13 protein-coding genes and 1 other RNA gene are annotated in these 12,224 nt (G+C 41.3%); 5 read left to right on the top strand and 9 right to left on the bottom strand.

The window, feature by feature from the left end:
• The first annotated feature begins 22 nt into the window (after positions 1–22).
• Positions 23–472: a MerR family transcriptional regulator gene (locus A9Z07_RS12135; protein WP_005258889.1), complete on the top strand. Its 450-nt coding sequence runs from the start codon at positions 23–25 to the stop codon at positions 470–472.
• Between the two features lie 25 nt (positions 473–497).
• Here the strand turns inward: A9Z07_RS12135 and A9Z07_RS12130 are convergent, their stop codons facing one another.
• The 5 genes from A9Z07_RS12130 to A9Z07_RS12110 all read right to left on the bottom strand — a co-directional run bounded on the left by A9Z07_RS12130 (position 498) and on the right by A9Z07_RS12110 (position 5,827).
• Positions 498–746 carry a hypothetical protein gene (locus A9Z07_RS12130; protein WP_005258891.1) on the bottom strand — a complete coding sequence of 83 codons (249 nt, stop codon included), beginning with the start codon at positions 744–746 and terminating at the stop codon, positions 498–500.
• A gap of 174 nt (positions 747–920) precedes the next feature.
• A complete protein-coding gene (locus tag A9Z07_RS12125; protein WP_069578928.1) occupies positions 921–2,153 on the bottom strand; it encodes an FAD-dependent monooxygenase in 1,233 nt (410 codons plus the stop codon).
• Positions 2,150–3,361, bottom strand: coding sequence for a 2-octaprenyl-6-methoxyphenyl hydroxylase (gene ubiH, locus A9Z07_RS12120; protein WP_069578926.1), 1,212 nt, complete (start codon positions 3,359–3,361; stop codon positions 2,150–2,152). The genes A9Z07_RS12125 and ubiH overlap by 4 nt, the downstream gene beginning before the upstream one ends.
• A gap of 450 nt (positions 3,362–3,811) precedes the next feature.
• On the bottom strand, positions 3,812–5,125 hold the full coding sequence (locus A9Z07_RS12115; RefSeq protein WP_069578924.1) for an aminopeptidase P N-terminal domain-containing protein: 1,314 nt from the start codon (positions 5,123–5,125) through the stop codon (positions 3,812–3,814).
• A 69-nt stretch (positions 5,126–5,194) separates the two neighbouring features.
• The gene (locus tag A9Z07_RS12110; RefSeq protein WP_069578923.1) at positions 5,195–5,827 is read right to left on the bottom strand and encodes a UPF0149 family protein; all 633 of its coding nucleotides are present in this window, start codon (positions 5,825–5,827) and stop codon (positions 5,195–5,197) included.
• A gap of 66 nt (positions 5,828–5,893) precedes the next feature.
• Here A9Z07_RS12110 and A9Z07_RS12105 point away from each other — a divergent pair, with 66 nt between their 5' ends.
• From A9Z07_RS12105 to A9Z07_RS12090, 4 genes are all read left to right on the top strand, one after another.
• A complete protein-coding gene (locus tag A9Z07_RS12105; protein ID WP_004773773.1) occupies positions 5,894–6,448 on the top strand; it encodes a hypothetical protein in 555 nt (184 codons plus the stop codon).
• A 2-nt stretch (positions 6,449–6,450) separates the two neighbouring features.
• Complete coding sequence (locus A9Z07_RS12100) at positions 6,451–6,738, top strand: cell division protein ZapA (protein ID WP_005258901.1); 288 nt, start codon at positions 6,451–6,453, stop codon at positions 6,736–6,738.
• 90 nt (positions 6,739–6,828) lie between these two features.
• Positions 6,829–7,010: non-coding RNA, 6S RNA (gene ssrS / locus A9Z07_RS12095), on the top strand.
• A gap of 322 nt (positions 7,011–7,332) precedes the next feature.
• Positions 7,333–8,124 (top strand): GNAT family N-acetyltransferase, encoded by a 792-nt coding sequence (locus tag A9Z07_RS12090; RefSeq protein WP_069578920.1) that lies wholly within the window; start codon positions 7,333–7,335, stop codon positions 8,122–8,124.
• 93 nt (positions 8,125–8,217) lie between these two features.
• Here the strand turns inward: A9Z07_RS12090 and A9Z07_RS12085 are convergent, their stop codons facing one another.
• The 4 genes from A9Z07_RS12085 to A9Z07_RS12070 form a co-directional block, all read right to left on the bottom strand.
• Positions 8,218–9,456 (bottom strand): putative solute-binding protein, encoded by a 1,239-nt coding sequence (locus A9Z07_RS12085; RefSeq protein ID WP_004773776.1) that lies wholly within the window; start codon positions 9,454–9,456, stop codon positions 8,218–8,220.
• A 284-nt stretch (positions 9,457–9,740) separates the two neighbouring features.
• The gene (locus A9Z07_RS12080) at positions 9,741–9,941 is read right to left on the bottom strand and encodes a hypothetical protein (RefSeq protein ID WP_004773777.1); all 201 of its coding nucleotides are present in this window, start codon (positions 9,939–9,941) and stop codon (positions 9,741–9,743) included.
• Positions 9,942–10,295: 354 nt separating this feature from the next.
• On the bottom strand, positions 10,296–11,087 hold the full coding sequence (tpgA, locus tag A9Z07_RS12075; RefSeq protein ID WP_069578918.1) for a trimeric autotransporter adhesin/peptidogylcan-associated protein TpgA: 792 nt from the start codon (positions 11,085–11,087) through the stop codon (positions 10,296–10,298).
• Between the two features lie 57 nt (positions 11,088–11,144).
• The coding region (locus A9Z07_RS12070) for a YadA-like family protein (protein ID WP_171258977.1) at positions 11,145–12,224 on the bottom strand (1,080 nt) is incomplete at its 5' end.

Below are 12,224 nucleotides of genomic sequence, written 5' to 3'. Positions count from 1 at the left end.
TAGAGTAACTCCAGAGTCAAGCATGATAAATTTTACAATTGGGCAATTGGCAAAAAAGTCTGGCGTATCTGTGGATACGATTCGTTATTATGAAAAAATTGGACTGCTTGAGAAAGCCAAACGCACGGCGGGCAATTATCGACATTATTCTGAACAGATGCTGTCAGAACTTCTCTTTCTAAAGCATTGTCGTGAACTGGGCATTACCTTGCAGGATATTCAAAAGCTCAAGGATATGTCAGAGAACCCGAATCAAACCTGCATGGAGGTCGATCATCTGATTGATCAATATCTTGCCGAGGTTTCTCAGAAGATCCGAAACCTAGAACATCTCAAGCAGGATCTAACGCATTTAAAACAACAATGCTCTCAACACCGTACCATTGAACAATGTGGAATTTTAAAAGAACTACATCAGCCACTCGAATGTGAACATGAATCACATCAACACAAAAAAGCACCACAATCGTGATGCTTTTCTGATGTCTTTATTCGACTTAATCTTGATGTTCATCTGGCGGAACTTCGGTAATGCGTCCACCACGTGCAAGAAACGCAGCCACTTCATCTTCTAAAGCCTGACGTTGTTTCTGCTTTGCAGTCACCGTTAACGTTTCTGCTTCGGCAAGATCGGCATCATTGGCGCTCGACTCTTCGCTATCTGCACCAGTTTCTGCGGCTTTCGCCTCTTCGTCGTCTACAGCAGAATCTTCTGTGTTTTCGTCGTAATCATTCATTTCCGTCATATTAATCTCCCCACAATGACTAAATTTCTCATCATCGCTATTTGGTCATCAGAACTTGGTGAAATTTAGCAAGCTCTCGTCAATTCGCAAAGTACAATCTTGATTAAATCGTATTTTTTACGACCAAATTCACTCTGATTTATAAATGATTGTTTAAAAAATATCTACTATTTTTTAGCACGCATATTGTGTGTCTTTCAACGCACCTAATCCGTTCGCCTGCTGCATAAAACGATCTTTGAACCAGTCAAACTGTTCCACCTGTTTAAGACCAAAATTTCGCGCCCACACAAACGGGAATAGCTCTGAACTTTCCAGCCAGCCAATCGCAGACATGCTATGCATCATCGCATCATTCTGGCCTTTACGCTGGTGCTCGTAACGCAGCAAGGTTTGCTCATTGGCCCATACACCACGCTTTAAATCATGCAGTAAGACATCACAAAGTACGGCAGCATCCAGACAACCAATATTCACGCCTTGTCCTGCTAGAGGATGGATCACATGTGCTGCATCACCAATCAATGCCAGCCCCGATTTAATATAACGTTGCGCTGCGCGTGCTTTCAGTGGGAATTGTGCTCTGGAACGTACTTCAACCACCTCACCCAGCATCTGTAAACTTTCCTGAGTCAGCAATTGCATAAATTCCTGATCAGTAAGCGCTGAATATTCATCCGCATAATCATCGGGCAATGTCCAGACAATCGACTGCCAGTAACCATTTTCCTGCGCATCCAGACTTGCCATCGGTAAATAAGCCAATGGGCCTGTCGGCAAGAAAATCTGGCGAGCCACATATTGATTAGGCTGTGTGGTTTTAATCGTACAACTGATGGCAGCCTGTTTGTAATCCAAGACGTCTAAATCGATATAGGCTTGCTCTCGGACAAAAGAGTTTGCACCATCTGCACCAATGAGCAACTTCGTTTTTAATGTTGTGCCATCCGCCAGTTGAATCGACCAGCCTTGTGGAATCTGTTCAATCCGAATCACCTTGACTTGAGTACGGTAATCTTTAAGTTGCTGCAAAATTTTCTGTTGAATAGCAACATTCAAGACACTCGGTTCGACCATTGAACCCAATGCTTGATCTGAATGGGGTGGCTGCTCAGAAACCTGCCCAAAATTGATTTCGCCATAGCCATTTTTATTCCAGACCTGCATGCCTGAATAAGGCATTTGGCGCGCTAAATCATTCCAGACATCAACCGTTTTGAGTAAGTGAATCGTCGCCTGACTGAGTGCCAATACACGAGGATTCATGACTGCCAGTGTTTTATCCTGATCAAGCACAGGTGCAGCATCCAATACCGTCGCTTGCACACCCCCTTGTGCCAACAATAAAGCGGTTAAACCACCAACCAGACCACCACCGACAATGACAACATCTAACATTTCACTCATGCTTTTAGTCCCATCGCATAATTGGCAACCAAAGGCTTAACGCCCGGAATCACATCAAATGCAATCAGTCCCGTATTGCGTAGTAATTTAAGAATTGGATTCTGATTACTAAAACCACGCACCACCGAATCACAGAACTTGATCACACGTTGCTGATCCTTTAAACGGGATTGCTCATAGGCCAATAAATTTTCAGGTGCGCCAATATCATCTGACTTCGCCAATTGCTCCATCAGGAAACGAACCAGTACATCCGCATCACGCAAGCACAGGTTAAAACCTTGTCCGGCGACTGGATGAATCGTATGTGCTGCATTACCCATGAGCACCACACGCCCAACGGCCTGCTTATGCGCCAACACTTGTGCCAGTGGATAGCTAAAACGCTTACCCGTTTTTTCAAATTTCCCAGCACGGTCACCATAAGTTTCCTGTAAAGCATCAAGGAAGTGCTGGTCGTTTTCTTCACCTAACCATTCTGCTTCAGTGCCCTTCTTCACAGGCCATACCACTGAGCGACGATATTCACCCGGTAAAGGTAAGAGTGCCAATGGCCCTAATGCGCTAAAACGCTCAAAACCAACGTGCTGATGAGGTTTAGAGGTTTGTACGGTAGTCACAATCGCGACTTGGTCATAATCATGCTCATCCACACCTACGCCAATCGCTTGTCGGCAGAATGAATCACGACCATCGGCAGCAATCACCAACTTGGATTTTAAGGAATGGATATATTCACCATTGCGCATCGCTTCGATGTGCACCTCATCCTCATTTTGCGTGAGTGAGGTCACTTGGACACCATCAATCAATTCAATCAACGGCTGTTGACGCACTTGGGTTAGCAATACACGGCCTAACCATGCGTTCTCAATCACTTGTCCAAAGCTTTCTACTTTTTCTTGTTCAGCGACGAGGCGTGCCTTACCAAAACTCCCTTGCTCAGTAATATGTACTTGCAGAATTGGTGTCGCATGTTGCTGTAATGCATCCCACAAGCCTAATTTTTGGTAAATCTGTACACTACGACGTGACAAGGCGGTATTACGCGCATCAAAACTGGAATGATAAGGGGCAACATTTTCGTCATCATAATTCGGATATTTCACAGCTTCTAATAGCTTTACTGCGATATTAGCTTTCGCCAACATTAGAGCAAGGCTGAGTCCAACCATACCTCCACCGACAATGATGACTTGTTGCTGCATAATATTATTCCTTATCAGTTTTTCATGACTTGATGTTAAGGGTCTGTTGATATTTCATCTATGGTTGCGTTGTAGGCTAAAACAACTTGAACGAGGCATGAAACGTAGGCAATGGCGAACTCCCTTGTCAAGTTTCATAACAAAGTTTAAGGAAGTTTTAGCCACAACCCTGTGGGACAGGGACATTTTTTGACGCTACGGCGTTATGGCTTATTTATTTAGAATGACTAAATTACATAAGCCATGCCTTGTATCACCTAAAAAATGTCCACTGTCGCAAGCATTTGTGAAATATCAACAGACCCTAGCCTATCTTACTCTAACTCAAATCAGGAAGGGAATTTGTACTTTGTTTGGTCTATGTTTTTAAAATATATTCAAAAGTTGTTTTGAACATCAAAGCAAATAAAAAAGGCCTATCAATCGATAGACCTTTTTCTCAACTTCAACTTAATTCGTTGCCATCAAACTTTCAATTTCTTCAACGGTTTTCACGACATTCTTGGTTAGAACCAATGGGCCATTTTCAGTGACCACAATATTGTCCTCGATACGAATGCCGATACCACGCCATTTTGCATCGACCGTTTCATCATCAGGTGCCACATATAAACCTGGCTCAACGGTCACAACCATACCAGCTTCATAAACACGCCAGTCTTCGCCATTCTTATAAGTGCCGACATCATGCACATCCATACCAAGCCAATGCCCTGTACCATGCATAAAGAATTGACGGAATGCTTCGCTTTCAACCAGCTCATCCACATTGCCACTCATTAAACCAAGATCAACCAGACCTTGAGTTAAAATCTTCACAGCCACTTCATGCGGATATTTATAAGGATTGCCGATACGGGTTGCATCAATCGCAGCCAGCTGAGCATCAAGAACCACGTTGTATAATGCTTTTTGTTCAGGGCTGAATTTACCATTTACAGGGAATGTACGGGTAATGTCCGATGCATAGAACTCATATTCACATGCTGCATCAATCAGCACTAAATCACCATCTTTTAACGGCTGGTTATTTTCAACATAGTGCAAAATACAGGCATTTTCACCGCCGCCTACAATACTGTTATAGGCTGGCACGCAGCCGTTTTTACCAAAGATATAATTGAGTTCCGCTTCAAGCGCGTATTCCATCATCTCAGGTTTAACCATTTGCATGGCACGGGTATGCGCTTCAGCACTGATATTCGATGCAATCTGCATCAGCTCAATTTCTTGTGCCGATTTTTTCAAACGCATTTCATCAACAATACGATCTAGTTGCACTACTTCTGCTGGCGCAGTACCCCCACGATGTGCATCCGCCTTCTGAATCCACTGGCTGACACGCGCATCAAATTCAGCATTCTGCCCAATACGATAGTAAAGACGTTGTTTATTCAATAATTTGTCGATGATTTCTTCATCAAGTAGATCAATTGCATAAGCTTCATCTGCATCATAAATTTCAATCGCACCATCAATACCTGCACGATAGCCATTCCAGATTTCCATTTCACGATTACGTCCGCGGCAGAATAAGCTATAGCTATATTCCTCCCCTTCTTCAAAGGTTTCGATCACGGCAACTGCTTCTGGCTCTGCAAATCCAGTCAGATAATAAAAACTACTGTCGGCACGATATTTATAATCCGCATCGCGGTTACGATACATTTCTGCCCGCGTCGCAATAATTGCAATGCTATTGCTGCCTATCTGTTGAGCGAGAAGATCACGTCGTAGTTTAAAATCGGCCTGACTTAATTTCATATTGTCCTTCTGATGAAGATGAATAATTGTAAGTATCTTTATTTATAAAAGTTTAAGGCACCGCCCGAGTTAACTCGGACGATGTGGGGTAAACATTTCTACCACGGTTTGCGGATCAGCTGGGTTATCCGAGTTTCTGCTTTTAGCATGAAAGTTTTGTAACAAAGAACTTTCAGCAACAGGAATCTTGATACGGCCAATCGACAGGCTCACCGGAATCAAGCGTACAAACTCATACAATTCCTGATAGCTTTCTTCGCCTTCTTCATCATTGTCCGAGTCTTCAAACTCAACCGCTGCAACATCTTGTAAATGTTCAATCAGCTCTTGCTCCTCGCCACGAATATGACCTGAAGCCAAACCAAAACCAAGTACAACCCCTGCACACCAGTCAGCCAATGCCTGAACACGATCGACCAGCAAATGATTGTCATCTGGGAGCATTGGTAAATAGTCTAATTCATCATCAGATAAAGCATGCGCCACATCTTCTGCTTCATCTGTCAAACTTTCCAGTGCTTCTGGCTGTAAAGCAGGTACATTAAGGGTGTTTAAGATTTGTGACCATTCATCTGCGGTTGGCGCTTGTGTCACACAAACTATACCAGTGAGTAAACCGTGTAACTCACTTGGACTTGAAATTTCTTCAATCCCATCAAAATGGGCATTCCATTCCGTCCAACCTGAAATATCGTCTTGCATTCGTTTATCCAATCTCTATACTGCTGTATATATTACCTTTGATTGCAACTCTGTGCGACCTTCGTTATGTTAGAACAATTACAGCGTCTACAAGCGCATATTGGTGTTTTAAAAACACGCCTACATCACTTTGAGCGAGAAAATACATCGCTCACTGAAGCTAAACAATTAGCTGAAACTGACCATCATGCACAAGTTGTGCAAAAAAATAGCATCATCACGCAAAAGCAGGAAGAAGTTGATAACTTAACTGAACAACTGACTCAGTTACAAGATCAATTTAAACAACTGAATCAAGATGCAACAACTTTAGCGGAACGTTATAGCCGTTTAGAGAAAAGCACCACTGATTTAAAAAATCGCTTTCAGGAAATCTTGGCTGAGCGTAATGACTTACGTGTGAACAAAGAAAAATTACAAGCACAGCAGCGTCATAGCCAACAAGAAATTCAGGATTTACAACAGGATCGTGATCGTTTGTTGCAAAAAAATGAACTTGCAAAATCTAAAGTGGAAGCCATTATCCAGCGTCTTTCTATTTTAGGTACGGCCCAAGATCAACATGCACAAGAAATTCAGCAGCTCGCCCATCCAAATGCTGAAACACACGAGGAGACCTGATCATGAGTGAATCAATCGTTGTCGAACTTCGCTTAATTGAACAGACTTTTCGTTTAAACACGACTGAAGATAAACGTGAAGAGCTGGAACGCGCCGCTGAATTATTGAATCAGAAGTTTCATGACATGCGTCGCAACGCACCGCGTGTAGAACATAACAAGCTTGTGATTATGGTGGCGCTACAAATGGCGCAGGAAGTGTTTAGCCTGAATAAGTCTTTACAGGAATATGCCCACTGTGAACATCTACTCCAAACCATTTTGGAAGACGTCGAACAAATTGTTGAGTAAAATTGCACAAAGCCCCATCAATTAGTAAGTATCTTTACAGATAACTGCCTTGCAAGGATTGTCATCGTGTAAAGATCAGTTATACTAAAACTGTCTCTAGGGTGTTCGCCAGTACGTCTATTCCCCTGCCGATACTTAAATTTATGGATGTGTTCTGTGTATTTTGAGTGTATGCCTGCCTCGAGTAGGAAACCCATTAAGTACGCGTCACCTCCACCTTGAACTCATCGGGTTCAGGGTAACGACCATGCAGCGGCACCTCTGGAGCATTATTTTTTAATATAAAAACAACAACTTAAAACAAACCATCTTTTTCTAAAACCTTTCTTTTTCTACTCAATTTATAAAAAATAGACATATAGTAGGCACCAAAAATATTGTGTTATATTGCCGTATATCGTTTCCCGCCCTCTAAATCGCCCCAAACCTAAGCTCCCCTGTAATAACTTAAATTCTATCATTCATTTGCTTAAGCTAAATGACTTAAAAAGCATACAGCTATAGTTTGTATTTAAAATAAAAATTGACCCTAAAGTAAAAATAAAAGTAGATTCTTAATATTTAAAAACTCAATCTTTCATAAGGCAAATCAACATGGTAAATAAAAAAGAACTCCATGAAGCAATCAACGGTTACACGGCAGCATGGAAATCTCTTTTTAATAGTAATACTCCCGCAGATCAGCATGAAGAAACTGGCATTGCAATGCGTTGGGAAGACTCATTATTCCCTTTTTCAAATGCTGCATTTCTAACAGATGAAATCAATGATTCTCTCACCTTAAAACAACACTTAAATACTGTTGCAGCACGCATGAGATCTAGACAACATGGCGGTTTACTTAATATCTGTAATGACTTAATAACAGGTGAAGCAAAGCTTAAATTTGATCAAACTCTGAAAGATGCTGGATTAGAATTTGTGATGACACTCGATAGTATGGCTGGCGATATCCTTCCACTTGAGCTCAATCCTATTCCTGAACTACAAGTCAAACGTGTTCGCTCTGCGAAAGAGCTAAGAGCATTTTCAGATATGAACTGTCTAGCTTATGGATTCGATGTTGAATGGGGTCGTAATGCGCTAGGAAATGTATGGATAGATCATGCATATTCTTTTGTAGGCTATGTTGATGATCAGCCTGTTTGCGCAGCATCAGCCGCTCCTGTCGGTGATGTCCTTTATTTGGCCTTGGTCGCGACCCGACCAGAAGCACAACGCAAAGGCTACAGCGAAACGATTGTGCGTCACGCTTTACTAGAGGGTTATAAGGCTACAGGCTTAACGCGAACGCTATTGCATGCAACACCTGCTGGAGCGCCCGTATATGAACGCATTGGATATTATAAATCTGCCAATATCAGTGCTTATCAATTAATTGGCTAGGTTTTAAAATCAAGAAGTAAACTTGAAAATTATTTTAAGTTTACTTCCCAAATCTTTTTCTTAGCAATTTCCATTTAGATCACATTAAATCTATCACTCATCTTTCAAAGCACATTCATAATTGCTTGGCTCTTGTGAACAACGTACCTGTTTTAATAACTTCATCATATCCTTGTCATAAAAGCCTTCTTTGGTCATTTGAATCCGCGCTTCACGCATCAAGCGCACATAGCCAGGCTTATCACTTTCATTCAGTTTTAACCAAAACTTGTCAGGGATATTGGCTTCAATCTTGTCTACAAACTCAAAGGCTGGATTCAGCTGTTTGGAAATCACTTCACGTGCAATAGAGCCCATCCCTGCTGGAAATTTATTACGATGCATAATCAGAGTACCTGTGACCTGTATCACAGGGAATTTAATGATGCCTCCAACGGCTTTACCTGATTTATCAGTCATGCCCTTTTGTAATTCCAATGGCTCAAATAAAATCGCTGGCCCAGCCATAATATCGACTTCTTTATTATTAAACTTTCCACCTACCGTCACCAAATCCACAGATACAGGTTGTGCTCCGACATTCTGCACCAGTTTCTTTTGCGTTTCATCGAACTGAAATACCGCTACTTTCTTACCAGCAGCTTTTGCCAAAGTATTAATATTACGATCAGTCACCATGATATAAGCCGCACCCAACGGCACGATACCAACAACCTCATAATCTTTATTCACCATCTTTTCATCGAATTTTGGATTAGCCAAAACCTGAATCACAGAACTGAGCTGCTTATAGGTTTGTAATGCACCAATCGCATCGATACTGCCTACAAATTTATTAAACTGTTTGGCTCGAAGGTTACTAATCCCCGCCCCATCGCAACGCTTACTCCGAAAATCTTCCGTAAGCACCGCCTCGTTGGTATAGACCTTTAGATTAACCAAAGTCGAGGCTTCTTTTTTTAATTTGGGATAATCAAAATCCAGTTTGAATTGCAAATGCGAAGGTCGGGTCACATTCATATTGACACCGAATTGCTTCGCGACACGAACCATACGGGGGATTTCAGTGATATAACTGGTGGCCTGTTCAAAAGCCTCGCTATGTTCACCATTGGGTGAAAACACACATAAAGTGACTTGCTTGGGAATCTGCTGCCATGTTTTTGGATCATTCAACAGTTGTTTGATCTTATTCTGTGAATGTGTCGACAGTGTTAAATCCAGCTTTCCTTCTGGCGCTGCATAAGTGGTATTCATCAGCAATATCGAGCTTGCCAGAACGCAGTGAGTCAAAAAGGATTTTGTGAATTTGATAAATTTATTATTGTGCATAGACCGATCCATTTTTAGCTATTTCCCAACAGTTTTATTCAAGTTAAGGAGAAAAGATAAAAATAGAATTGACTGTATTTGGTCGGTGCGTGTCAATTGAGCCAAAATAAACAAGCTGCCCCATTTTAGCCATAAAAGATGCTGAGCAGGTAAAGGATGTGGTGTTAGAAAAGGCGCAATACGTTTATCGGATATTTTTATTGGAAAGCCGAATCAACTGAAATATGCCGAATAAGCTGCTTTCTATGACGTGGAAACAAGCAGCTTATACAAAGTATTTCAGATTAAATAAATGACCAAACCACATTTTCATCCTGAGGTTTCAATAAAAAGCTGGTCTGAGCATCATCTTCTACCACGATATGCTGGTTAGAAATCATTTTGACCTTGAGAAGCGTATCATTCTCATAGACTAAATCACGTTTACCTTCTTTTTTTAAGACAAGCATTTGATCCAGAACAATTAGATTTTTTGATTCAAACATCGTTTTCTCTCTAAAAAGTCATCGCAATGTGAAGTATTTTCTAAAGTCGCTAAACTTCTATCCCCGCAAATGGTCAATCTAAGCAGACCATTCCTGCTAAAAAATACTGATTTAATGGTTGAGATACATATAATTGACATCTAAAGCTGTTATCTCACGCGCTGCATTCTAGATCATTTATTAAGCAAAATTACACATTTTGTCTAACAGTTCACAAAAAATTAGATTTTCGCAAAATTCATACAAAATATTTTTTTACTTCATGCATCGGTTTAACTGTCTTTCAGATGCATCATTTCATAAAGGCATAAAAAATGGCCACTTTAAAGCAGCCATTTTTTAAGATGAACTGGCTTACCAGCTTACGTTAACGCGTCGGTTTGGTGCCAAACAACCAACAAGTTTATAGTTGGCTTTATTACCCGTACATTGCTGATATAAGTCAGTCTGGCTATTTGCTTGAATTTGAATACGGTTTGCATCAACACCTTCATTTACCAGCAACTTCGCGACTGTATTGGCACGTTGCGCTGATAATTGATGGTTATAAGCAAATTTACCTAATGGATCCGCAAAGCCAGCGACAAGGATTGGGCCTGTTGCATTGCTTTGTTTAATACGTTGTGCAATCGCTGATACCGAAGCCGAACCTTGTTCAATTGCATTGGCATTAAAACGATCAAAGGCAAAGAATACGCTGCCAGAACGTGCAGTATTTACGTTTGCATCGTTAGGCACCTGATTATTTGCACCCCAAGCCATTAAGCCTTCACATGCTTCACCTTTCCATGACAATCTTTCTGACAAATATTTTTTGTCAAAATCGACGCGGAGTTGGCAACGTAAATAGTCTTGGCTATTCGGCTGGCGAATATCTAAAACGTAGTTCCAGGTCTTAACAAAGAATACGCCTTCGCTAAATTGAGGATTTCCCAATAAATGACGAATCTGGTCTTTGGTTAAGCCTGTATCTAAACGGGCAACATCGTCATATTCATAACGTTTTACCTGTTTTAAATAACTCTTTTCAACCGCAGGAAACTTGATTTCTTCTTGCTGAACTGGAGTTGTATCTTCATCTGCATAAGTCGCTACTGAGAAACCAGCAAGAGCTGCTACTGTTAAGCATTGAATCGTTTTTTTCATTTCATTACTCTCTTCATATGTTGAGTAAGGAGAGCCTGCGCTCTCCCCGCCAGTTTCTTAGTTGATTACACCGCTGATACCGATACGTACGCTTGGATCACCTTGAGATGCTGCTGCAACACCACCAGTAATTGACCAGCGACCATTATCAGAAGTTTTACGTAAAGTTACGCCGACCGCGTTTTCACCGCCATGGTAAGCAGCACCCGCAGCATAGGTATATTTACCTGCAACAAATGGAGCAGCCTCTAATGCCATCGCAGCTGCAACACCAGCATTGGCTTTTTTCTCTACGCTATCAATACGTTGGTTGGTATCGTAGAAAGCTTGTTGTAACTGATCACCAAGGTTAGTAATACGGTTACCCAATTCCTGATTTGACTGGTTCAATGTACCAATCGCATCATGAATCGTGTCTTTACCTGTACCACCAATATTGTTGGTTTTGATCGTACCGTCTTTATCGATTGAAGTATTTCCACCAATAATATTCTTGATGCTGTCAGAGATATTATGGATCTGACCACCATTCACAGCCTCTTTAGAGTCTTTTGCAATGGTTCCATCTGCGACACCTTTAACAACACGGTCGCCATCTTTACCTGCCATATTGACACTTGTACCACCAGTGTCTTTACCAACAGTAATTTCACCGTTTGGTTTCTGTTGCTGAACAAGACCTGACTTACCATTGTTGATGTTGTTGATATTATTCTGGATGTTCTGAATATCATTTGTGTTCTTGTCAACATTCTGTTTGACATCCCACAACTGACCACCATTCACCGCATCTTTAGAATCTTTCTCAACCTTACCATCAGCAACATTCTTCAAGTTAGTGCCCTTATCGCCACCACCTAAAGTCACTGAGTTCTTATCAACATTGCCATCTTTGTCTTTGTCATATTGAACCGCATTATCTGAAAGATTACCGATATCTTTACCGATCTGGTCTTTCAATTTATTTAACTGGTCAACATTGACTGCATCTTTACCATTTACGCCATCAGCAACATTGGTAATCGTTTTATTACCCGCATTGATGCCATCTTTGGTAATGCTTGGACCATTTTTAATGACCAAACCGTTGTTGTTCAATACAGTATCACCCGTGGTAATGCTGTCGAACTTCGCATC

The sequence above is a fragment of the Acinetobacter sp. YK3 genome, from assembly GCF_001729365.1.
In the GTDB taxonomy this organism is placed as follows: Bacteria; Pseudomonadota; Gammaproteobacteria; order Pseudomonadales; family Moraxellaceae; genus Acinetobacter; species Acinetobacter vivianii.
Note: the sequence above shows the minus strand (reverse complement) of the source record. Positions and strands in the feature narration are given on the sequence as shown.

What these genes read in the sequence shown, in the direction of transcription:
- A9Z07_RS12105 (WP_004773773.1), top strand. Translation starts at nt 5,894, where the DNA reads ATGTTAGAACAATTACAGCGTCTACAAGCGCATATTGGTGTTTTAAAA.
- A9Z07_RS12080 (WP_004773777.1), bottom strand. Translation starts at nt 9,941, where the DNA reads ATGTTTGAATCAAAAAATCTAATTGTTCTGGATCAAATGCTTGTCTTA.
- A9Z07_RS12100 (WP_005258901.1), top strand. Translation starts at nt 6,451, where the DNA reads ATGAGTGAATCAATCGTTGTCGAACTTCGCTTAATTGAACAGACTTTT.
- A9Z07_RS12115 (WP_069578924.1), bottom strand. Translation starts at nt 5,125, where the DNA reads ATGAAATTAAGTCAGGCCGATTTTAAACTACGACGTGATCTTCTCGCT.
- A9Z07_RS12135 (WP_005258889.1), top strand. Translation starts at nt 23, where the DNA reads ATGATAAATTTTACAATTGGGCAATTGGCAAAAAAGTCTGGCGTATCT.
- tpgA (WP_069578918.1), bottom strand. Translation starts at nt 11,087, where the DNA reads ATGAAAAAAACGATTCAATGCTTAACAGTAGCAGCTCTTGCTGGTTTC.
- A9Z07_RS12085 (WP_004773776.1), bottom strand. Translation starts at nt 9,456, where the DNA reads ATGCACAATAATAAATTTATCAAATTCACAAAATCCTTTTTGACTCAC.
- A9Z07_RS12125 (WP_069578928.1), bottom strand. Translation starts at nt 2,153, where the DNA reads ATGAGTGAAATGTTAGATGTTGTCATTGTCGGTGGTGGTCTGGTTGGT.
- A9Z07_RS12110 (WP_069578923.1), bottom strand. Translation starts at nt 5,827, where the DNA reads ATGCAAGACGATATTTCAGGTTGGACGGAATGGAATGCCCATTTTGAT.
- ubiH (WP_069578926.1), bottom strand. Translation starts at nt 3,361, where the DNA reads ATGCAGCAACAAGTCATCATTGTCGGTGGAGGTATGGTTGGACTCAGC.
- A9Z07_RS12130 (WP_005258891.1), bottom strand. Translation starts at nt 746, where the DNA reads ATGACGGAAATGAATGATTACGACGAAAACACAGAAGATTCTGCTGTA.
- A9Z07_RS12090 (WP_069578920.1), top strand. Translation starts at nt 7,333, where the DNA reads ATGGTAAATAAAAAAGAACTCCATGAAGCAATCAACGGTTACACGGCA.